Consider the following 22,492-nt stretch of genomic DNA (forward strand, 5'->3'; position numbering starts at 1 on the left):
TCAAAAGATTCCCGATAAGGCTTGAACTGCCTTACTTGCATACCCGATAAGTTGTTGGCCTGCGCCAGCCACTTTCGCAGTTTTTTCTACAAGATCAGCGCCGCGCTTGATGGTATCGAAGTGCTTTTGAATCCCATTTTTTTCCTCGGTGGATGCCGCTGCCACGGCTGCTGCAATGCTTTCTTTGCTCAACGTGAACTCGCCCATCGCAGCATTCAAGGACTGCTGTAAGGGCGCAATACCTGAAATGGAATAGTCAGCTAATGCAGCGTTCATGGAATCAAGCTGACGTTTGATCATCTGACGCAAAGACCTCGGTAGCTCACCACTATCAAGTGTGGCTCTCATTGCCACGAGATGCTCGTTGAACTGCTTTAGTTCGTCGTCTGTCGCAGGGGCTTCGGTCATCCCTATCGCATTGGCTGCCCAACGAAGTGCCATGGCGTTCTCGGCGCTGAATGCACTGCGAATCTCGTCCCAAGGCTTGTTTAAGGAACCGGCAGAGGTTGCCGATTTCAGTTGCGCTATCGGCATTACATAAAGATCATCAGAGAGCTGCATGTCGTGGAGGATTTGCGCTAGGTCATTCAGCTGGTTCTGAACCGAATCGAGTTTCTGCGAAATTGTGTGTAGTTCCTCAGAAGTTGGATTCGCCTTTTTGTTCAGAAAGATCTGTGTCCATTGCACATTTCCGTTTGCGTTAGGTGCGTTGTACTTCCGCGCATGGTCCACAAAAACCGATAGCCGAGAGGCGGGATTCATAGTTGACTGAGTTCCTTCAATTGGAGTTACCTTCGCATGAATATACGCCAAATTGTTACAAGAATCCGCACGCGTGGCTACCAGTGGAGATGGATCGCGGCCTACGCCATCTTCCGGACGATCCGTATAGGAGTGCCTGCTCCAACCGCCAAATTTCTGGTCGCGATGAATCTCGCGACTGGTAACTCTTGGCATGGCGCACTTTGGCGGGCGATTCGATGGAAGTCTGTTCAGGTCCGGTAACGGCGCCGAGGTTCGACGCCAGACCAGGGGGGGCGTAAAAGTCCAAAGAGCTCTCCTTCCGGAAACCACCTGTTCCCTCACGCACGGAAAATTTCTCCCTTTTGGAAAATTGTTAACCCTCTTTTGTTAACCACAATCTATGGCATTAACCGACAAAAAGCGCCGTTTCGTCGATGCGCTGCTGTCGGGTCTATCCGGTGCGAAAGCCGCTATCCATGCGGGTTACAGCGAAAACGGGGCGGCCCAAGCAGCCGCCCGATTGATGCGCGACAAGCATGTTCTGGCTGCCCTTGGGCGAATCGCTGAGGTTAACAAATCGGTTAACAAAAAGGCGGTTAACAAAACGGCCGAGGCCGACAAACCGGCAAGCCACAATCCCCCTCCGGAAGAAGTTCCGAAGCAGGCTGCCGACGAGGAACCATTGGGTGGAATCGGGTTGAAGGCCTTGGGTCTTACATCGGATCCGCGCACGGTTCTTGTGGCCATCATGAATGATGCGGCTGAGGAACCGAAGCTGCGCTTGGAGGCGGCCAAAGCACTGATGCCCTTCACGCACGGAAAAATTGCAGAGCAGGGCAAGAAGGGCGCGCAGAAGGACGCGGCCAATAAGGTCGCCGCCGGTGGGCGATTCGGTCCGCCACCGCCTCCGACTCATCTGCGCGTTGTCGGGAAGGACTAAGCCATGGTCTGGTCAACTGCGTGCCCGGACTGGGCGGATCGGCTGCGGGCGCGCAAGTCGATCATCCCTCCACCTATTTTCCCCGATCAGGCCGATTATGCGTTGAGCATATTCAAGCAACTAAAAGTGGTGGATCTTCCTCAGGTCTACGACGAAACCATCGGGGAGTACCGCCACCAGACATTTGGCGAATGCTCCGAAGAATGGGTGTTTGACTTCGTGCGCGCCATCTTCGGCGGCTATGAGGCGACTACTGGCAAGCAGCTGATTCGAGAGTATGGGCTGCTCATAAGTAAGAAAAATACGAAATCGACCATTGCGGCCGGGATCATGCTGACGGCTCTGATCCTTTGCTGGCGCCAGGAAGAGGAACACCTAATTCTGGCCCCAACAAAGGAGGTGGCGGATAACAGTTTTAAGCCAGCCGCCGCGATGGTACGTGCGGACGACGAGCTGGCGGACATGTTCCACGTTCAGGACCATGTGCGAACCATTACGCATCGCGTGACGCGCAACAGCCTGAAGGTTGTTGCCGCGGATACCGACACGGTATCGGGCAAGAAATCCGGCCGGGTCTTGGTGGACGAGCTGTGGCTATTCGGCAAGCGTGCGAACGCCGCGGCGATGTTCATGGAGGCTTTGGGCGGCCAGGTCTCCCGCGATGAGGGATGGGTGATCTACCTGACCACGCAGAGCGATGATCCGCCGGCCGGGGTGTTCAAGGAAAAGCTCGACTACTGGCGTGACGTGCGCGACGGCAAGGTTGAAGACCGGAAGACCCTGGGCATTCTGTACGAATTCCCCGATGAAATGGTCGAGGCGAAGGCCTACCTGCTGCCCGAGAACTTCTACATCACCAACCCGAACCTTGGCCGCTCCGTCAGCGCGGAATGGCTGGCCGACGAGCTCAAGAAGCACATTGTCAAGCGCGATGGGTCAAGCCAGAAGTTCCTGGCGAAGCACCTGAACGTGCAAATCGGCCTGAACTTGCGGTCAGACCGTTGGGCCGGTGCGGACTTCTGGCAAGCGCAAGGCGATTCAACCCTAGCCGACCTAGACGCGTTCCTGGACCGCTGCGAAGTGGTCGTGGTCGGCATAGACGGAGGTGGCTTGGATGACTTGCTGGGGCTAGCCCTGATGGGGCGGGAGATTGAAACCCGCCGCTGGTTACATTGGGGGCGCGCCTGGGCGCACAAGATTGTCCTGGAACGCAGGGCAGAAATTGCACCTGCTTTGCTCGACTTCGATAAACAGGGCGACCTGACTATTGTGGACCGGCCGGGCGATGACGTAGCTGAGGTGGCTGACATCGTCTGCCGGGTGCGTGATCGCGGGCTGTTGCCGGAGAAGCTGTCCATCGGCGTGGACGGTTCAGGCATCGGAGACATTGTTGACGAGCTAACCAGTCCTGGGCGCGGATTCACCCTAGAAGAAATCACCGCTATTTCGCAGGGATGGCGCCTGAACGGCGCGATCAAGACCACCGAGCGCAAGGTTGCCGGCCAAGAGATGTTGCACGGGGGGCGGCCGTTAATGGCCTGGTGTGTCGGCAATGCAAAGACGGTACCGCAGGGAAACGCAATCGCCATCAACAAGCAGGTTTCGGGCACCGCAAAAATCGACCCGCTCATGGCGCTCTTTGACGCCGTTTTCCTGCTGTCGCTCAATCCGGAGGCCTGCGGCCGCTCGGTGTACGAATCGCGCGGCATTCGATCTATTTGAGAGAACCCATGAAACTACTGGACCGCTTTCTGGGCAGCACGGCCAATGAGTTGGCACCTGAGGCCGGCCCGCGGGTTGAGCCCACCATTGCGCTCGAAAGCGCGCAGGCTTCGCAGCAGCCGAGGGGGCAGGCTTTCCGAGGCTTGGATGATCCGGCGCTGCTGGAATACATCCGAACCGGCGACTACAGAAGCCGGGTGGAATCGCTGCGGAACATGGCCGCCCTGCGGTGCGTGTCCCTGATCGTCACTTCACTTGGCATGTTGCCACTCAACCTGATTCGAAACGACGCATCCAAGGCGGCCGCGAAGGACCACCCGGGTTATCGGCTGATGAAGCTCAAGCCGAACGGGTGGCAAACGCCATTCGAATTCAAAAGCATGATGCAGCTGCATGTCCTACAGCAGGGCAATGCGTATGCCAGGGTTATCTGGTCGGCTGGCAGACCTATCGCACTGGTGCCGATGGCGCTTGGGTCCGTCAAGGCCGAGCTTGTTGGATGGGAGATGCGTTACACGTACACCCGTCCGGATGGTCAGCAATTGAAGCTATCCCAAAAGGAGGTGTTCCACCTGCGGGACATCACCATTGATGGGGTGGAAGGGCTGGGCCGCATGAAGCTTGCGCGCGATGCCATCGGTCTGGCGCGTGACGCGGAGCGCGCCGCTGGCCGCGTATTTCGGACGGGCAACCTGGCGGGCGGCGCCGTGGAGGTGCCCAAGGCGCTATCGGATACGGCCTACGGGCGGATGCGCAATTCCCTGGACACAGATTTTGCTGGCGCTGAGAACGTCGAGCGCTGGATGTTGTTGGAGGAAGGCGCCAAGGCGAACAAGTTCAAGGTGACCGCAGCCGAAGCGCAGCACATCGAGAACCGCAACGCCCAGATTGAAGAGGTGGCGCGCGCCTTCGGCGTGCCGCGGCCCCTCTTGATGATGGACGACACCAGTTGGGGGTCGGGCATAGAGCAGCTGGGGATCTTCTTCGTGCAGTACGGACTGCAGTTCTGGTTTACGGCGTGGGAACAGGCGGCGATGCGCACCTTCCTGACCGATGAGGAGCTGGACGAGCTGGCCTACAAGTTCAACGAACGGGCGTTGACGCGCGGGACGTTGAAGGATCAAGCGGACTATTTTGCCAAGTCGTCCGGCGCCGGTGGCCATGCTCCGTGGATGTGGCAGAACGAGATTCGGGACTTGTTGGACCTCCCCGCGAGCGACGACCCGCAGGCAAACAAGCTACGCGAACCCATTACCCAGAAAGGAAAATCCAATGAGCCTGCTGCAACTGCCTGAGATCAAGGCGGACGCCCGCCTTGGCGCCGCCGACTTCGATCTGCGCCCAGACGCACTGGAGCGGTGGGCGCCCCAGGTGCGCGCCGCCGGCGCGGACGAAGACGCGACCATTTCTATCTACGACGCCATCGGGGAAACCTGGGATGGCAGTGGCGTGACGGTCAAGCGCATTCAGGCCGCGCTGCGATCCGTCGGGGCGCGGGACGTGACGGTGAACGTGAATTCACCCGGCGGTAATTTCTTCGAAGGGGTCGCTATATACAACGCGCTGCGCGAGCACAAGGCCAAGGTCACTATTAAGGTGTTGGGGCTTGCAGCGTCGGCGGCGTCTGTCATTGCGATGGCTGGCGATGAAATCTTGATGGGTCAGGGATCGTTCCTTATGATCCACAACGCCTGGGCAGTAGCTATCGGAAACCGGCACGACCTGGTCGACGCAGCCGCAAAGCTGGAGCCGTTCGATGAGGCGATGGCCCAAGTTTACGCAACCAGAACGGGCTTGACGGCGAAACAGGCCGCAGCACTCATGGACAAGGAAACTTGGATCGGCGCTGATCAGGCGGTGGAGGATGGGTTCGCCACTGGCTTACTCGATGGCGCCGCAGTCACCGAGCAGCCGCAGTCGAACGGGGAACGCCGGGCATTGGCCCAGGTGGAAGCGGCAATGGCTCGCGCCGGATATAGCCGCTCCTCTCGTCGCGACACTTTCAAAGCACTTTTTTCCGGCAAGCCGAGCGCTGCCACAACCACCACGCCGTGCGCTGGTGACGACGTAGCAGCCCTGCTGCAAACCACACTTACAACCCTGCGAGGTTAAACATGAAGCAACAATCGAATGCCCGCGTACCCCGCGGGCTGGTCTCCGTTCGCGCCGACGCCGGCGGTCCGGGAGATGTCAAGGAGCTGGTTACCCAGCTGAACCAAGCCTTTGCCACGTTCAAGGACGAGCATACGAAGCAGCTGGACGAGGTCAAGAAAGGCACGCACGACGCCCTGCAAGCGCTCAAGGTCGAAAAGATCAACGCCGACATCAGCCGGCTCCAATCGGCCATCGATGACGCCAATCTGAAGATCGCTTCGGCGCAGATGGGTGACGGCAGCGGCCAACGCCTGAAGGACGCCGAATACAGCGACGCGTTCAATGCTCACTTCAAGAAGGGCGACGTGCAGGCCGCGCTGAACAAGGGCGCCGCGGAAGAGGGCGGTTACCTCGCTCCGGTGGAATGGGACCGCACGATCACGGACAAGCTGGTACTCGTCTCGCCCATGCGTCAGCTAGCCACCGTTCAGCCTGTTTCGGGCGGCGGCCTCACCAAGCTGTACAACCTGGGCGGCACTGCCTCTGGCTGGGTCGGTGAAACCGCCGCCCGTCCGCAGACGAACACCGCGGGCTTCGCCTCGCTGGGCTTCGGCTGGGGCGAGATCTACGCCAATCCGGCCGCCACGCAGCAGCTGCTGGATGATTCTGCGATCAGCCTGGAAAGCTGGCTGGCCGGCGAGGTAGAAACCGAGTTCGCCAAGCAGGAAGGCCTGGCGTTTATTTCTGGCGACGGTACGAACAAGCCCTTCGGCATCCTGACCTACATCGCGGGCGGCGCCAATGCGGCCAAGCACCCGTTTGGCGCGATCAAGGTGGTGAACAGCGGCGCTGCGGCGGCCATTACCTCGGACGGCATCATCGACCTGATCTATGACCTGCCCTCGGCCTTCACGGGCAACGCGCGATTCGCCATGAACCGCAAGACCCAGGGCCTGGTACGCAAGCTGAAGGACGGCCAAGGCAACTATCTGTGGCAGCCGTCTATGGTGGCGGGCCAGCCGTCGACTCTCGGCGGCTTCCCGCTCAGCGAGGTGCCGGACATGCCCGATGCCGTGGCCGGCGCAGCCGCCGTGCTGTTCGGGGACTTCAAGCGCACCTACACCATCTACGACCGAGTAGGCGTGAAGGTGCTGCGTGATCCCTACACCAACAAGCCCTTCGTGCTGTTCTACACGACCAAGCGCGTGGGCGGTGGCGTCCACAACCCCGAACCGATGCGCGCGATGAAGATCGCCGCGGCCTAAACACCCCAAGGGAGGGCGGCAGCTTGACGCCCTCCTGCATGTTAGGAGATGTACATGCCGAAGCTGATCAAGGCATTTCGTGGCGTCCCGAAGGGCGCAATTTACCCTGTTGCCTATGAGGCGGGCCAAGAATGCCCGCCTGAACTGGAGGCCGGCGCGCGTGAGTTGGGCGCGCTGGAAGGGGCGGAGGAAGAGTCGGACGAAAAGAAAGACCTGATGGCCCAACTGGATGCGGCGCAAATCAAGTATGACAAGCGCTGGGGCCCGGACAAGCTGCGCGCCGCCCTCACCGAAGGCCAGAAGGACTGACCATGCCGTTGCTGACGCTTGAAGAGTGCATTCAGCACTGCCGAGCTGAGCGGGAAGATGGGCCGCTTCTCGAATTGCTGCTTGCCTCGGCAGAGAGCGCGGTAGCGGGCTATCTCAACAGGGCCCTGTTCTCAGGTACGGACGAACTGCTCGCCGCTCAGGACGCGTTACCCGCCGCGGCCGGTGAAGCGCAGGACGCCTACGACGCAGCCATCATCAACGCATCCGGTTTGGACAACCCAGCTGCGCAGGAGATGGCCGTATCGCTGGCGCGCGAGCGCCTGGCAGCGGCCAGGATTGGATTCGGCCGCGTTCTGCACGGGATGGTGGCAAACCCGCGCATCGCTGCGGCTGTGAGGTTGACGCTGGGCAATCTCTATGCGAACCGCGAGCAGGTTGTTGTCGGTGTTACCACGGCAGAGCTGCCGCAAGGTGTACCGGAGCTTCTGAAACCGGATCGAAGGACGATGATGCCATGAGAGCAGGAACGCTCAACACCAGGATATCGATACGCCGCCAGGAGCAGGTCAAAACCGGCGGGGGGCAGGTCGTGGGGCAATGGGTAGAACATGCTGCGACCTGGGCCAACGTGCGGTTTCCGAGCGGCAGCGCCACGATCAAAGCGGGCACCGATGTTTCGTTGGTGCGGGCCAGCATCCGTATCCGCTTCCGCGACGACATTCATTCCGATATGCGAGTGGCGACCAGCGGAATGGTGTTCGACGTTCAGGCGGTGCTGCCCGATCTGGCCGGCCGCGAGTACGTCGATTTGGTCTGCCAGTCCATACCGGGCGCGAAGCCGTGAAACTCACTTTCGAGATGAACGGCGACCCGGTGGCGGGGCTGACCCGATTCGTTGAGGCGGTCGAGGAGCGAGTGGTGCGACCGGCGGCGCGCGCTGGCGCTTTGGTTTTTTACGATCGAGCGCGGGAGCTGGCCCCCGAGTACAGGGGGGCTGTGAAAAAGGGCATCAAGCCCGGCCAACTGCGTGCGGCGATCTACCACGTCTTTTCGGAAGACAAATCGACCGACGACTTCAAGATCTACCAGATCAGCTGGAACCACTCCAAGGCACCGCACGGCCACTGGATGGAGTACGGGAACAGTCGCCACGGTCCAAAGTCGTTCATACGCCCGGCGTTCGACTTCTACGAGAAGGCTATAGACGCTTCAAGGGACCGTTCCAGAGTCCTGATCGCGGAAATCGTTGTGGAGCTTTCGAATGGTTGAAGACGATGTGAGGGCGGTGCTTGGTCCGTTGGTGGATGACCAGGTCTATCCCGGTGTCGCGCCGGACGGCGCTGGCGAGCCACGAATTACGTACCACTGGGTAGGGGGCAAGCCGCTCAACTTCCTGGAGGGCGTTCCTGACTTGCGCAATGGTCGGTTGCAGGTCGATGTATGGGCTCTTCTGGACCAAGACGCAGCCCGCATCATTCGCCAGGCCGAGGATGCATTGCGTCTGAGTCCCGCTTTGCGCGCCACCGCGGAAGGCGGCGCGCTGTCGGATCACGAATCCGACACCAAGCTATACGCCCGAAAGCAGACTTTCTCTATCTGGTTCAAAGACTAGCCCGTACTGGGCAAAAACTCAGCCGCCTTCGGGCGGCTTTTTTTATGGAGGCCCGACATGGGCGTGAAACTTCCCAACGGCGCAATCTTCTCGGTTGCGAAGACCTATGCCGCGGTTGCTGTGGTGACTGCGGTGACCAACGCGGTGCCGGCGGTTGTGACGGCGGCAGGCCATGGCGCGGCTGATGGCGACATCGTGGAAATGGTGTCCGGCTGGACGGCGCTCGATGGCCGTGTTGCCCGTGCTGATGCCGTGGCGGCCGATGGCCTCGCGCTGGAAGGCATCGACACGACGGACACCAAGCGCTATCCCGCGGGCACGGGCGGTGGCAGTGTGCGGCGCGTCATCGACTGGACCCAGATTTCGCAGGTGATGGAATCGGCGAGCCAGGGCGGCGAGCAGCAGTTCTACAACTACTCCTTCCTGGAAGATGCCGGCGACGAGCGCCAGATCCCGACCACCCGTAGCGCGCGGTCGATCACCCTCACGATTGCCGACGATGACACGCTGCCGCACTACGCGGTGCTGAAGGCCGCAAACGACGACCGCGAACCGCGCGCGATCCGGTTCCAGCTGCCCAACGGCTCGGTCATCTACTTCCGCGCCTATGTCTCGTTCAGCGAGATGCCCACCACCACCAAGAACGAAGCCATGACGCTCCAGGTCACCCTGGCGCTGACCGGCGCCCCGACCCGCTACGCGGCGTAAGGACCCCCAATGTCGAAACAGACCAAAGAGCAAGTTTTTTCCCTGGACGCGCCGACGACGTTTTCGGCCGTCGTGGACATTCCGCGTCCTGGCGCGGAGCCCGCGCCTTTGCGACTGGTGTTCCGTCACCTGACCGGCGAGGGGCTGAACGCCTGGCTCACCGGCTCCAAGGAAGCGAAAAGCGATGCCGAATGGCTGGCGGGCATCGTCGAGGGCTGGGAGGGGGTGAGCGCAGAGTTTTCCGTCGACGCGCTGGCGAAGCTGGTCAACAACTACCACGCGCCGGCCGTCACGGCCATCGTGGACAAGTATCTGGCCGAATTGACAGAGGTGCGGCGGGGAAACTGATCGCGGCGGCGCGGCGGCGGTACTGGCGTCCACCGCCGTCCGATGAGTACACGTGGCTGGGGTTGACGCTTCAGGACATCGAGCCGGTGCCGGTAGCGCTGCTTTCGGAAAACCGCCTGCCGTTCGAAGTCTTCTGTGCCATGGATACGCAGTGGCGCGTGGGCGCGAGCGGGCCCTCCGGCTTGGACTATGGCGCGCTGCCTATCGTGTTGCGGCTTCTGGGCATCAAGCGGGCGGAATGGCCGGAAGTATGGGACTCGGTGCGTGTGATGGAGCGCGCCGCCCTGGAAGAAATGCACAAGGATTGACATGTCAGACGTTGTAGGCAAAGCCACACTGGAGTTCGGCGCGGACAACAGTGGCGTCAAATCCGCGGTGCAGGAGGTTGGCCGCGAGGTCAACGGCATGGCGTCCGTCGCCGCGGCTGCCGCCGTCAAGGCATCCGGTAGCCTCCAGGGCATCGGAGCCGCGGGCGAGAGCGCCGCCCAGAAGTTGAGTTCGTCGCAGCAGCGTGCCCGGCAGTCGTTGGAGCGCTTGGCGAACACCTTGGGCCGCTCTCGCGCGGAGGTCGCCGAGTATCGGGCGCAGGCGGCAGGGCTGCCGCGGGATGTGTATGAGCCGCTGGTGGCCAAGATCCGCGAAGCGGAAGCGGCTATGGGCGGCCTCAGTGCTGGCCAGCGCGCCGTAGCGGCCACTGGCGCCCAGGCGGCCCAGTCTGAGGCGCAAACGGCTGCCCGCTATCGGGACATCGGCCAGGCCGCCGTCGAGCGCGCTGCCGCGTTGCAGCGCCAGGTCGAGCAAGCCCGCGCTGCGGCTGTTGCGGAGCGGGAACTGTCGGCCGTCTCTTCCGGGGCGCCGCGTAGTCAGGGGTCGGGTGCCCTGGCTGGCCAGAACCGCGGCTTTCAGGAGCTGACCCGCGATATCAACGAGGTCAATGCCGCATTGGCCGCTATTGAGCGCGGAGCGGGCTCGCAGTCCGCGATCCAGGCCCAGACCGACAAGCTGGTGTCCCTTTGGAACCAGGGCCGAATCACGGCGGAACAGTATGGCGCCGCCGTGAAGCGCTTGGACGCCTCGGAAGCAGCCTTGGCGCGTTCCAGTGCCCAGGCTGCGGCACAGGGCGATAGGTTCATCGCGGGCTTGCGTGAGCAGGCGGAAACCGCCGGCATGACGGCCCGGCAACTGCTGGAGTACCGCGCGGCTCAGCTGGGTGTGGGCGACCGCGCAGGCCCGCTGATCGCGCGGCTTGCCCAGGTCAACAAGAACCTGGACGGGACCGGCATTTCCGCCCGTCAAACTGCTGCCGCTATGCGGATGGTGCCGGCGCAGATGACGGATATCGTCACGCAGCTGGCTGGCGGGCAAAATCCGTTCCTGATCATGATCCAGCAAGGCGGCCAGCTGAAGGACAGCTTTGGTGGCCTTGTCCCGATGTTCCGGGCGTTGCTGGGAATGGTCACGCCGTTCTCTCTGGCCGTGGGTGGAGTGGCGGCGGCGCTGGCTCTGGCGGGCACGGCGTTCTACAAAGGGTCGAGCGAATCGCGCGACTTCGCCAACTCGTTGGCATTGACGGGCGATTTCGCTGGGAAGACCTCCGGTCAGCTGGTCGATATGTCCCGGCGCGTGGGCGAAGCGAACAGCACGATTGGGCGCTCTGCTGACGTGGTCAATAAGCTGGTTTCGTCCGGCCGTATTACCGGCGGCGCGCTGGAAACGGTGGCCGGCGCCATCGTGAACATGAGCGAGACCGGCGCCAGGTCCGTCGACGACCTGGTGGCCGAATTTGCGCGCCTGGGCGACAGCCCTAGCCAGGCGATCGCCAAGATCAACGAATCCATGCACTTCCTGGATTCGGCGACCTATGAGCGTATCCGCGCCCTGGAACAGCAGGGGCAGAAGGAACAGGCGGTGGCGCTGGCGCAGGCCACTCTGGCTGACGCTACGAACCGCGCGGCGGATCGTGTCCGTGCCAGCGCGGGGACGTTGGAGCGTGGCTGGAACAGCCTGGGCCTGGCCGCCCGTCGCGCCTGGGATTACATGCTCAACATTGGGCGTCCGACGCCCATCGGTGAACTGCGCAAGCAAGCGGAGGAGCTTGCCAAGAACATCGAGAGCATCGAGAACAACCAGGGGTTTTCCACAAACGATGGCGGCGCGGCTACTGGGGGCGGCCGCAATCGCGCGCAGCAGGCTCTGAAGCGGTTCCGGGAGGAACATGCGGTCATCGTCGCGGAGATTGCACGGCAGGAACAGCAGGAGGCCACCGCGCGCGGCGTCGCGCTGAAGGGGCAGGCCACGCAGGAGAAGATTGCCGCGGACGACCGTCTGCGGGAGCTTATGAAGGCCACGCGTGACCGCAGCCAGATTCGTGCCGACGAAATCAAGTCGATGCGCGAGGATGCTGCCCGTGCCGGGTGGACTGCCGAGCAGATCGCCGAAGCGGAAAAGCGGATCAACGAGAAGTACAAAGATCCGAAGGGCAGCGGGGGCGCGTACAAAGACGACGCGGCTACCCGCCGGCTGGCGCAACTGCGGGAACAAGAAGCTTCATTGACCGCGCAATTGGTCGGTGAGCGGAAGCTGACCGACGCCGGTAAGGCGCGTGCGCAGTTTGAGCAGGAGATTGCGGACCTCAAGGGTAAGGCAATTCTCACTGCCGAACAGCGTAGCCTGCTGGCGAATCAGGATGCCATTCGTGCTCAGCTGACGAAGAACGAGGGAATTGCGAAGGAGCTGGCGGCCAAGCAGGAAATGCTCAAGCTGGACGAGCGTGCCGCCCAGATCCAGCAGGCAATCGCCTCTTCTGCTGAGTCCCGTCAGGAGCAGTACGACCGGCAGCTTGGGGCTTCGGGACTGGGGCAGGTGGCCCGACAGCGCGTCGAAGCTGAAAACGCGATTCGGCTGGAGTTCAAACGCTATCAGGACCAGCTGGCGAAGGCGACCCCCAAGGATCAGCTTGGCTCGGAACGCTTTAGGGAAGAGCAATCGAAGATCCGCGAAGCGTTGCAAGGCGCATTGGGGGAACAACGCGCCTACTACGACCAGCTGGACAAGCTCAACGCTGATTGGAGCGTGGGCGCCCGCGAGGCCCTGTCCGACTATGTGGAGTCCGCTGCGAACGTTTCCCAACAGGCGCAGGGCCTGTTCTCGGGCGCGTTCAAGGGCATGGAAGACGCCCTGACGCGCTTCGTCACCACCGGGAAGCTCAGCTTCAAGGACCTGGCGACATCGATCCTTGCGGACTTGGCACGCATTGCCGCCCGCCAGGCAATCGTGGGGGCGATCGGCAGCATTGTCGGCGCGTTCTCCAGCGGGGCTTCTGCCGGTATCGGCAGCGCAACTGCTTCTGACGTTGCCAATGCTTCTGCCCGCTCAGGTGGTGGCCTGATGTTCCTGTCCTCGGGTGGCTACACCGGAAACGGGGGAAAGTACGAACCAGCTGGAATTGTTCATAAGGGTGAGTATGTACTGAATGCAGCGGCGACTGCTCGCATCGGGGTGGGCAATCTCGATCGCCTCAACCAGACGGGCTATGCCCAGGGCGGCCTTGCTGGTCGGCCACCTGGCACATGGGCGTCGCCGACTTCCTCCGTCCCTAGGATCTCGGTCGTGAACAATGTGGGTGAGAGCGGCCCGGCGATGGCGCCCGTGATCAACGTGAGCGTCACGGTTTCGGGCGACGGCCGGGACTCCAGCGTATCCAGCAATAAGGACATGGGGAGGAGTATGGGCGAAGCGATAGCGGCCACCGTCCGGGATCAACTCGCCCGCTCCTGGGCTCCCGGTGGGTACTCCTACAACAAAACACGAGAAATGCAGATGAGGTAACGCCCATGGCTTTTGAAACTTTCACTTGGAAAGTGACGGACGAGACGCAGGGGAAGTACACGCCAGCGCTTCTGTCCGCTCAGTTCGCCGACGGACACGAGGCCGTGGCGCTGGATGGCCCTGCTATCCAGGCGCTTCGGACCTCCTGGCCAATCACCGTACCTGGCGATAAGGCGATGGCGCTGGACGTGCATAACTTCCTCGTCAAGAGCATGGGCCGGCGCTTTATCTGGGCGGACCCGTTCACTGGCACGCGCCGCCTTTGGCGCTGCAAAACCTGGTCGGCGCTACCGCAAGGCGGGCCGACCTGGCTGGTATCTGGTGAGTTCACCTATGCCGGCGAGCTGCCTCCTGGCGGCTGATCCACAACGCGGGCGCGCGCCATACCCTGGCCGCGCCCGCCCCATTTAGGAGGCCAGAGTGCCCGGTATCTATGCCCAGGTCCAGCGCCTTGATGTTGGCGAGCTGGTGGACCTTTTCGAGATCGATTTGCGCGAGCTTGGCGGCGAGCGTTTGCTGTTCCACGGTTACATGCAGGTCGGCCCCATCATCTTTGATGGTCTGGAGTATTCGGCGTGGCCCATTGAGGTTGACGGCCTGGAGTACACGGCCGAGGGCGTACAGCCCACCCCATCCCTCTCTGTGGCAAACATCGGCAGCGATGTGAACGGCGACGCGATCCCCGGCTTGGTTTCGGCGCTCTGCATCCAGTTCCAGGATCTTGTGGGCGCACCCGTCATCACGCGGCGCACGCTGGGTCTCTACCTGGACGCGGCCAACTTCGCCGAGGGCAACCCATCGGCGGACCCGGCGCAGCAGTATGCACCGCAGCGCTGGCGCATAGAGGGAAAGCTTGCCGAGGATGATTCGGTGGTTGTGTTCGAGCTGTCCAACGTCATGGACGCCGATGACCGCCGGATCCCAGACCTGGTGATTCAGACCAGCGTTTGCCCCTGGACCCGGAAGGGCGGCTATCGCGGCCCTTATTGCGGCTACACCGGCGCGGCCATGTTCGATCTGGACAACAACCCGACCGCCGACCCGGCCAAGGATAAATGCCCTGGCCTGCTGTCGTCGTGCCGGCTCCGCGAGAGCGGATTCCCGGACTCCATCATCAACTTCGTGGCCTGCCCGGCCGCAGACAGGACGCGAGCATGATCGACCGCAAAACCATGAACGAAATGAAGCGCCACGCGGTGGAGGATTTCCCGAATGAGTCTTGCGGCCTCCTGGTGCGCGTTGGCAACGAAATCCAGTACCTCAAGACGACGAACAGCGCCGAAAAACCGCAGTTCGACTTCGAGATTTCTGGGCAGGCGTTCATTGCCGCCGAGAGCATCGGCGAAGTCGTGGGCGTGGTTCACTCGCATCCGCGCGGGCCTGACGGCCCCACCACGGCCGACAAAGCGTCGTGCGACTCCGGAAACCTGCCCTGGTACATCATCCCGGTGCACGACGACACCGGCAAGCCGCGCGCAACCAAAGTAATCGGCGTGGCCCCGTCCAACGTGTCCACGCCGCTGTTGGCGCGGCCCTTCGTGCATGGCTTCCTGGACTGCTACGCGATTATCCGCGATGCGTTCGGCCGCGAGCTGGGCATCGTGCTGCCGGACCACCACCGCGAAAATGAGTGGTGGAAGAAGGGGGAAAACCTCTACGTGGACAACCTGGCCGGTGATGGCTGGCGCGTGCTGGCCGAAGGCGAGGCATTACAGCCTTGGGACATGATTTTGATGCAGATCGGTTCTGACGTGCCTAACCACGCCGCGCTTTACCTGGGCAGCACGCAGCTTAAAGAGCAGCCCGGTCTGCATCCGAAAGAAGGCGCGATGGTCCACCACATGCACGGCCGCCCTTCTGAGCGGACCCTTTACGGTGGTATGTACAAGCACTGCACCGTCATGGTTGCGCGGCATGAGACGCAGGAGAAACTCCAGTGAGTATGCCCGTATACAACGATGAGGAGACCGTTCGCACCGTGCGCCTGTACGGCGAGCTGGGCCGTCTCTTCGGCCGCACGCATCGATTGGTTGTCACCAGCATTGGCGAAGTCATTAGCGCCCTGGGCGAAATGGTCCCGGGCTTCAAGCGCTACATGGCGCACGCTGCCGCCAATCGCCAGGAGTTTGCCTGTTTGCACGGCACGCGCCGCATTGGCCAGGAACGGTTGCGCGATTGGCTGGACGATGAGGACGAGATCCGCATCGCCCCGATCATTCGCGGCAGCAAGCGCGGCGGCCTCTTCCAGATTGTTCTGGGTGTGGTCATGATCGCGGCGGCCGTAGTGACTGCGGGCGGCGCTGCGGCGGCATTTGCGGCTTCTGGTGCAATCGGCTCGGCGGCCTGGATGGGCGCCGCCATGGTGCTAGGCGGGATCGCGCAGGCGCTTTCCCCGTCACCGCCCGGCGTGAGCGTTGCTGACAGCGTGAACAACAAGGCGTCGTATGCATTCAACGGCCCGGTCAACATGACTGCCCAGGGAAACCCGTTCCCAATCGGGTATTCCGACCATGACGGATATTTCTGGGCTGGCAGTGCAGTGATCGCGCAGGGCATCTATTCCGAGGATACGCAGTAATGGGAATGATGAATGAATTGCCGCCGGCCGTTGTCGGCTCGGGCGGCGGAAAGGGCGGCGGCGGCGGCCGTGTGGCCAAGGAAGCGCCGGACAGTCTGCACAGTACCCAGTTTGCCCGGATCCTGGACGCCATCAACATCGGCCCCACGGGCGGGACGTACAGCGGCGAGGAGCGTTTCCTCCGCGATATTTTCCTGAACGGTACACCCGTCCAGAACGATGACGGCAGCATGAATTGGCCTGACGTGGAGGTGCACTACCGCACCGGCACGCAGACGCAAGACCCCATCCCGGGATTCCCTGGCGCCGAGGCGACAATCGCAGTCGGCTTTCAGGTGAAGAGCGGCGTTCCGTGGGTCCAGCTAATCACAGGTGATGAGCATGACGGCGTGCGAATCACACTGTCCACCGACCGGCTGACGGAGCAGAACAGGAAGAACGGCGATCTGGATGGCTATTTCATCGACTACGAAATAGACCTGCAGACGGACGGCGGCCCCTGGGAAATGGTGTTGAAATCGTCCATGCGCGGCAAGACCACGAAGCGCTACACGCGGACGCATCGCATCAACCTGCCCATTCGCTCCGGCCCGTGGAGCATCCGCGTTCGCCGGACCTCGCCGGACTCGCAGGATTCGGCCATTTCGTCCAACCTGTACGTGGACGCCTTCACCACCGTGACGGACCAGCGCATGCGCTATCCGAATATCGCGCTGGTGGGCTACAAGCTTCCGGCCACCCTGTTCAACGCGATCCCCACGCGCGCTGTGCGCGCCAAGGGTCGCATGATCCGCGTCCCGTCCAACTACGGCCCGGCAACGCGCACCTACTCGGGCGCGTGGGATGGCACTTTCAAGCTGGCAGTGTGCAGTAATCCGGCCTGGGTGCTGCTGGATATCATCCTGTCCGATATCTTCGGCCTGGGTGACCGGATCAACCTGGGGATGGTTGATCGCTGGTCCCTCTATAACATCGCGCGGTATTGCGACGAGCTGGTGCCCGATGGCCTGGGCGGCATGGAGCCGCGATTCCGCGCCGTGGGCCAGATCGCCACGCGCGAGGACGCGGCCAAGCTGCTCCAGGACATCGCCAGTATTTTCCGTGGCGCATCCTTCGCGGCAAACGGCACTATCGTCACCACGGCAGACATGCCCGCGCAGCCCGTATTTACGTACAGCCGCGCGAACATCAAGGGCAAATTCAACTACACCGGCACGCGCGGCAAAACCCGCTTCACGGTGGCCCAGGTCTCCTATAACAACTTGGAGGATTTCGGAAAGCAGAAGGTGGAGCCGGTAGAAGATCCCGCTGGCCTCGGGCGCTACGGCGTCAAGGAAACCACGATGACGGCCTTTATGTGTGTGAGCCGTGGCCAGGCCCACCGCATGGGAAAGTGGAAACTGCTTACCAGCGTGGAGCAGACGCGCGGCGTCCGCTTCATCGTGGGACTGGACTATGCCGTGGTGCTGCCTGGCTCGGTGGTGGAGGTTGCTGATAGTGTGCTGGCTGGCGCAATGATCGGCGGCCGCGTGGCCAGCGCCCACTCCCGCACCGTCCTGACGCTGGATCGCCGCGCTCGCGTGGCCCCAGGCAACACCCTGACCGTGAATATGCCCAGCGGCATGTGCCAAACCCAGTTGATTCAGGCGGTGGAGTACCTGGAAGATGTAGTAAAGGTCACGACAACTCCCTTTACCGAGGATCCGCAGGACGAGGCCGGTTGGTCCGTCAGCGCCCCGGACGTCAAGCCGCAACTGTTCCGCGTCACCGGCGTGGCCCATCGCGGCAAGATGGAGGTGGAGCTTACGGCGGTCCAGGAGGTTGTGGGCAAGCATGCTGCCGTGGACTACGGCACGAAGCTGGACCCGCTGCCCATTTCCATCATCCCGAGCCGGGAGATTGCGCCGCCGACGAATGTCCGCCTGACCAATAACACCAGTGTGGACCAGGGTGCGGCGGTGATCACTTTGCGCGCCGAGTGGGGCGGCAGCAAGGATGCGCGTTCCTACATGGTGCAGTGGCGGCGCGGAAATTCGGACTGGATCGGTCTACCCGAGACCACGCTGGAGGCCGTGGAGGTTCCCGGCATCCGCGCGGGGGTCTACCAGGTTCGCGTGCAGGCCATCAGCCCGCTGGAGGTGCGTTCCGCATGGGCAGTGTCCGACCCGACTGGGCTGGATGGCACCCTTGCGCCACCGCCCATGCTGACCTACCTGCGCACGACGCCGCGGCTGTACGGCATTGGCCTGGAGTGGGGATATCCCGAGACCATCAGCCCACTGCGCGCCGTGGAAATCTTCCGCGCGCCCGCCGCCGACTTCACACAGGCCGCCATGTATACCCCCCTGGCGTACCCGGCGAACACCCTGGAGCTGTCCGGCCTCAAGGCTGGAGATGAGTTCTGGTTCTGGGGGCGCCTGGTGGACTCCAACGGCGAAAAGGGCGACTTTTTCCCAGTGGGCGATGCTGGCGTGCACGGCATCACGTTGACCGACCCAACCGAGTATCTGGAAGCCTTTAAGGACGAATTTGTATCGTCCGAAGAGGGCCAGCAGATGCTTTCCAAGATCGAAAGCAACGCGCGCAGCATTGAAGATATCGACGCCCGAGTGGCTACGCAGGCCGGGCAGATCCAGGCCAACGCGGACGCGATCATCACCGAGGCGAACGAGCGAAAGGATGAGGCGGACGCAAACGCCGCGCAGCTCGGCGGCCGCATCGACGCGCTCCAGGCCGAAGTGTCGAGCCTGGTCGGCACGCCCGCTTGGGATTCCGCCGAAACCTACCTGTCCGGCACGCTGGTTTCCTGGAATGGCGGCCTGTACCGCGCCATCCAGGACGTGCCGGCGGGGATCCTGCCGAGCGATGAGGCGTATTGGGACAAGATCGGCAACTATGACAGCCTGGCTGAGGCTGTAGGCGATCTGACGGGCCGCATGGGCGCGGTGGAGGTTGTGACGGCGGGCAGCGTCACGCGCATCACGCAACTGGAGGCCAAGCAGGGGGAGCACGGCTCCGCGATCACCGATCTGGAGGAAGTCACGGCTGGCCAGGCTACCGCACTGCAAACCCTCAAGACCACCAGCGACACGCATACCAGTGAAATCCAGAGCATCCAGACCACCAGCGCCGACCAGGCGCAGCGGTTGACCACGCTGGAGACCAAGACCGAGGGTATGGAGTCCAGCATCATCGAGCTGGATACCACCACGGCCGGCCTGGCGCAGCGCACCACCACGCTCGAAACCACGACCGCCGAGACAAACTCTCAGGTTTCGGAAATGGCCGTGACGATGGAGGGCCTGGCCCAGACCTCGGCCGCGCTGGGCGTTACCGTGGGCGAGAACACCGCCGCCATCAACCGGGAGGCGCAAACGCGAGCGAGCGCTGATGATGCGCTGGCCATCGAAATCGGCAAGGTTGCATCCGCGACCGAAACGAACGAGGCCAGCATCCTGGCCGAGACGCAAACCCGCGCCAACGCCGACGAGGCGCTGGCCCAGCGGATCACCCTCATGGAGGCCAATAGCGAGCAAGGATTCGACACCGGCACGGCCTGGAATTTCAACAGCGACACCGATGGCTGGGGCGGCTATAACGGCTCTGTCGTAACCTGGGCCGGCGCGGCGCCGCAGTACATCACGCTGGCCAAGGCGGCGGCCCCGAACGCGGGCCTCGTTGATAGCGGCTGGATAGCCAACCCGGACAACCGGCCTAATGCTCGACTGTTCCCGGTGCTGCGCGTGCGCGTGCGCCTGGCGCCTGGATTCACGGCCAATAACCTGCCCGTCTACCTGGCCCAGAACAACGACCAAGCGACTAGCATTCAAGCGTCGCTGCTGGTGGATCCCGCAATCACGGGTTGGCAGACTGCTGAGGTTGATCTATCAACCGCCACCGGCTACGCCTCGGCGCAAACCTTCTCCCGCGTCATGATCGGTAATTCGATTCACGGCGCCATGGATCTGGATTACGTGGCGCTGGGTCGCATCGGTGCGCCTATGTCGCATGCCTTGCTCCTGGGGGAAGCGAGGACACGCGCAGCCAATGACACCGCGCTTTCCGAGACCATTGAAACGCTGCGCGCCACCACGCAGACGGAATCCGGCCGACTGGACGCCGCAATCCTGGCTGAGGCCCAGGCGCGGACCAGCGGCGATGAGGCGAACGCAAGCCGCATCAACCAGCTTTCCGCCCAGTTCAGCGCCACCCCTGGGGGCGGAAACCTTTACCCGGATCCGTACTACCTGCGCGCCGAGCTGTGGAGCGGATCCCTCAAGCCCTTCACCGTCACTGGATGGCCCACCTCGTCCACCGGCTCTGGCCACAAGTTCCCATATATAGCCAGATTCGAGTCTCCGGCGGGGTTGCCTGATTACCAAGTCGGCGATCTGCTTATGTCCGCGAATGCCGGCGGTGCGGGATTTCCTGTGGAGGCGGGGAAGCGCTATATGTTTAGCGGCCGAGCGGTGCAGAACCACCTGGCCAGTAAGGGCATAGGCGCCATTTACACCATCTGGATGGATGCAGCGGGAACGTGGATTACCACCCCCGCAATTGCGGTGTGGAATCTAGCGTCTTCGGCTTCTCATCCGTACACGGGACTCCTGACGGCCCCGCCTGGTGCGGCATTTGCGAAGTGCCTCCTGTACCTCATCCGAGGGCAGGGCGCTGACAACAACGTCATCGCCGACAATCTGTGTCTGGTTGACCTCTCAATGAATATTGAGGGGGCATTCGAGGCCGACAATGCCGCCCACATCACCGCGGAGCAGAACGTCCGCGCCAATGCGGATAGCGCGCTGGGTCAGCGTATCGACACCGTTACCGCGCGTGTCGGCACGAACGAGGCCGCTGTACAGCAAACCAGCACCGCGCTGGCCGCGCTGGATGGCAAGGTAGCCGCAAACTGGAACGTGCGCGTTGGCATCAATAGCGCCGGGATTGTTCACGTCGCCGGTATGGGGGTCGGCATTACTGCCGACCCTAACACTGGTCTCATTGCTAGTCACGTCACGTTTGTGGCTGACAGGTTTCTGCTTCTGCACGGGGTGAACGGGGCTTACTCAGCACCCTTCGCGGTGACGAATGGGCAAACCTTTATCGCGGACGCCTATATCCGCGATGCCTCAATCACCAATGCCAAGATCGCGGACCTGGCGGTAACCAATGCAAAGATGGCATGGGCATCCATCGGTACGGCCAACATCATTGACGGGGCCATAACTTACGCCAAGATCGGGCAAGCCCAGATTGGTACTGCTCATATTGGCGTAGCCCAGGTTGACACCCTGCGCATTGCAAACGGCTCTGTGGTCGCTGGGACCTACAAGGATTTCAGTTGGGCAGTTGGCCGCACGTCCGGCACGAACACGGACAGCATCTGGCTTCCGCTTCCCTATGGCGGAACCTGCCTTTTGTTTGTGCAGATTAATGGTGATTGGAACGATGCGAACTATACGGGAATGTATGGTGACGTTACGGCCACCGCTACTGATGGCAGGGCTTTCTTTAGTGTCCCGGTCAATCAGGTCACCACTTCCGGTACGTCGACCCGGGCATCCTGGAGTCAGACGGGAACGTACATCAGCGCCCCGGTTGGCGCGGGGGGCGGCTTTGGCGTAACCGTCACATGCCCCCGGCCAAACAACGGCACGATGTGGGTTAGCGGACGAATTGCAATTCTCAGTTTCCAACGATAGGCGAAATCAGATGGAGAAAAATGAAGTAATCGCGGGTGAGGTCCTTGCGATGCTCAGCGGCGGCGACACTCCGGCCAATGAGTTTCCGGCCAGCGACGTGGTGTACACACACGTTTTTTTTGCGGACGGTGAGGGTTGGATACACAGCGTCGGAATTTATGATCCCGTCCAGCTTCCTCACCAGCTTGCGGGTGGCGGGCGAATCGGAGAGGCTAGGCTTGGCCTGGACTGGTTCGATCACTCCACGGAGGAGGTCAAGCCGCGGGAGGAAAACCCGGCTTACAGCGCGGGCCTGGTTCTGCATGATGTTCCTGTGGGCATCACCATCGTTTACAACAGGCAGGACTATGAGGTAACCGAGCCGGGGCCGCTGGAAATGGAGTTTGATGTTCCTGGACCCTACCGACTGTGCCTCTGGGGCCTTCCTCGCTACCTTGAAAAGGAGATGTTTATTCCATGAGGAAAGTTTCGTTCAAGACTTGCCCGCTCGCGCGACGGCGTGAGCAGTACCCGCCGATCGGCGATCAGCTGGACGCCATGATGAAGCTCGCTGCCTACCTGCGAGAGCAGGGGACCGAATTGCCGGCCGAAGTGCGCGATTGGGTCGACAAGTGTCTGGACGTGAAACGTCGAAACCCAGTCAAACCTGAAGATAACCAGCCCGCCTAGCGCGGGCCTTTT

Annotated in this window: 22 protein-coding genes; 21 read left to right on the forward strand and 1 reads right to left on the reverse strand. The window is 62.1% G+C overall.

Annotation, left to right across the window (positions count from 1 at the left end; genetic code table 11):
* Positions 1–762, reverse strand: coding sequence for a hypothetical protein (locus AC6LKD_RS08305; RefSeq protein ID WP_498115857.1), 762 nt, complete (start codon positions 760–762; stop codon positions 1–3).
* A 382-nt stretch (positions 763–1,144) separates the two neighbouring features.
* Here AC6LKD_RS08305 and AC6LKD_RS08310 point away from each other — a divergent pair, with 382 nt between their 5' ends.
* The 21 genes from AC6LKD_RS08310 to AC6LKD_RS08410 all read left to right on the forward strand — a co-directional run bounded on the left by AC6LKD_RS08310 (position 1,145) and on the right by AC6LKD_RS08410 (position 22,480).
* Positions 1,145–1,684: a terminase small subunit gene (locus AC6LKD_RS08310; protein WP_498115858.1), complete on the forward strand. Its 540-nt coding sequence runs from the start codon at positions 1,145–1,147 to the stop codon at positions 1,682–1,684.
* Between the two features lie 3 nt (positions 1,685–1,687).
* Positions 1,688–3,406 (forward strand): terminase large subunit, encoded by a 1,719-nt coding sequence (locus AC6LKD_RS08315; protein ID WP_498115859.1) that lies wholly within the window; start codon positions 1,688–1,690, stop codon positions 3,404–3,406.
* 8 nt (positions 3,407–3,414) lie between these two features.
* Positions 3,415–4,701 carry a phage portal protein gene (locus tag AC6LKD_RS08320; RefSeq protein WP_498115860.1) on the forward strand — a complete coding sequence of 429 codons (1,287 nt, stop codon included), beginning with the start codon at positions 3,415–3,417 and terminating at the stop codon, positions 4,699–4,701.
* Entirely contained in the window at positions 4,679–5,518 is an 840-nt protein-coding gene (locus AC6LKD_RS08325; RefSeq protein ID WP_498115861.1) for a head maturation protease, ClpP-related, read from the forward strand. The genes AC6LKD_RS08320 and AC6LKD_RS08325 overlap by 23 nt, the downstream gene beginning before the upstream one ends.
* A gap of 2 nt (positions 5,519–5,520) precedes the next feature.
* Positions 5,521–6,765: a phage major capsid protein gene (locus AC6LKD_RS08330; RefSeq protein WP_498115862.1), complete on the forward strand. Its 1,245-nt coding sequence runs from the start codon at positions 5,521–5,523 to the stop codon at positions 6,763–6,765.
* 54 nt (positions 6,766–6,819) lie between these two features.
* Positions 6,820–7,074 carry a hypothetical protein gene (locus tag AC6LKD_RS08335; protein WP_498115863.1) on the forward strand — a complete coding sequence of 85 codons (255 nt, stop codon included), beginning with the start codon at positions 6,820–6,822 and terminating at the stop codon, positions 7,072–7,074.
* Between the two features lie 2 nt (positions 7,075–7,076).
* A complete protein-coding gene (locus AC6LKD_RS08340; protein ID WP_498115864.1) occupies positions 7,077–7,553 on the forward strand; it encodes a head-tail connector protein in 477 nt (158 codons plus the stop codon).
* Positions 7,550–7,879, forward strand: coding sequence for a phage head closure protein (locus AC6LKD_RS08345; protein ID WP_498115865.1), 330 nt, complete (start codon positions 7,550–7,552; stop codon positions 7,877–7,879). The genes AC6LKD_RS08340 and AC6LKD_RS08345 overlap by 4 nt, the downstream gene beginning before the upstream one ends.
* Positions 7,876–8,304, forward strand: coding sequence for an HK97-gp10 family putative phage morphogenesis protein (locus AC6LKD_RS08350; RefSeq protein ID WP_498115866.1), 429 nt, complete (start codon positions 7,876–7,878; stop codon positions 8,302–8,304). Before AC6LKD_RS08345 ends, AC6LKD_RS08350 begins: the two co-directional genes overlap by 4 nt.
* Positions 8,297–8,647, forward strand: coding sequence for a tail completion protein gp17 (gp17, locus tag AC6LKD_RS08355; protein ID WP_498115867.1), 351 nt, complete (start codon positions 8,297–8,299; stop codon positions 8,645–8,647). Before AC6LKD_RS08350 ends, gp17 begins: the two co-directional genes overlap by 8 nt.
* A 57-nt stretch (positions 8,648–8,704) precedes the next feature.
* Positions 8,705–9,355 carry a phage tail protein gene (locus AC6LKD_RS08360; protein ID WP_498115868.1) on the forward strand — a complete coding sequence of 217 codons (651 nt, stop codon included), beginning with the start codon at positions 8,705–8,707 and terminating at the stop codon, positions 9,353–9,355.
* 9 nt (positions 9,356–9,364) lie between these two features.
* Positions 9,365–9,703, forward strand: a complete 339-nt coding sequence (locus AC6LKD_RS08365) for a phage tail assembly chaperone (RefSeq protein WP_498115869.1) — start codon at positions 9,365–9,367, stop codon at positions 9,701–9,703.
* Between the two features lie 62 nt (positions 9,704–9,765).
* Entirely contained in the window at positions 9,766–10,011 is a 246-nt protein-coding gene (locus tag AC6LKD_RS08370) for a DUF1799 domain-containing protein (RefSeq protein WP_498115870.1), read from the forward strand.
* A 1-nt stretch (position 10,012) separates the two neighbouring features.
* Positions 10,013–13,531, forward strand: a complete 3,519-nt coding sequence (locus tag AC6LKD_RS08375) for a phage tail tape measure protein (protein ID WP_498115871.1) — start codon at positions 10,013–10,015, stop codon at positions 13,529–13,531.
* 5 nt (positions 13,532–13,536) lie between these two features.
* Complete coding sequence (locus AC6LKD_RS08380; RefSeq protein WP_498115872.1) at positions 13,537–13,893, forward strand: phage tail protein; 357 nt, start codon at positions 13,537–13,539, stop codon at positions 13,891–13,893.
* Positions 13,894–13,951: 58 nt separating this feature from the next.
* Positions 13,952–14,689: a phage minor tail protein L gene (locus AC6LKD_RS08385; protein ID WP_498115873.1), complete on the forward strand. Its 738-nt coding sequence runs from the start codon at positions 13,952–13,954 to the stop codon at positions 14,687–14,689.
* Positions 14,686–15,471 carry a C40 family peptidase gene (locus AC6LKD_RS08390; protein WP_498115874.1) on the forward strand — a complete coding sequence of 262 codons (786 nt, stop codon included), beginning with the start codon at positions 14,686–14,688 and terminating at the stop codon, positions 15,469–15,471. Before AC6LKD_RS08385 ends, AC6LKD_RS08390 begins: the two co-directional genes overlap by 4 nt.
* Positions 15,472–15,473: 2 nt before the next feature.
* Complete coding sequence (locus AC6LKD_RS08395; protein ID WP_498115904.1) at positions 15,474–16,109, forward strand: tail assembly protein; 636 nt, start codon at positions 15,474–15,476, stop codon at positions 16,107–16,109.
* Between the two features lie 5 nt (positions 16,110–16,114).
* The gene (locus AC6LKD_RS08400) at positions 16,115–21,811 is read left to right on the forward strand and encodes a TipJ family phage tail tip protein (RefSeq protein ID WP_498115875.1); all 5,697 of its coding nucleotides are present in this window, start codon (positions 16,115–16,117) and stop codon (positions 21,809–21,811) included.
* A gap of 10 nt (positions 21,812–21,821) precedes the next feature.
* Positions 21,822–22,271: a hypothetical protein gene (locus AC6LKD_RS08405; protein ID WP_498115876.1), complete on the forward strand. Its 450-nt coding sequence runs from the start codon at positions 21,822–21,824 to the stop codon at positions 22,269–22,271.
* The gene (locus AC6LKD_RS08410) at positions 22,268–22,480 is read left to right on the forward strand and encodes a hypothetical protein (RefSeq protein ID WP_498115877.1); all 213 of its coding nucleotides are present in this window, start codon (positions 22,268–22,270) and stop codon (positions 22,478–22,480) included. The genes AC6LKD_RS08405 and AC6LKD_RS08410 overlap by 4 nt, the downstream gene beginning before the upstream one ends.
* Positions 22,481–22,492 lie beyond the last annotated feature (12 nt).

Source organism: Achromobacter sp. D7-1 (assembly GCF_059760445.1).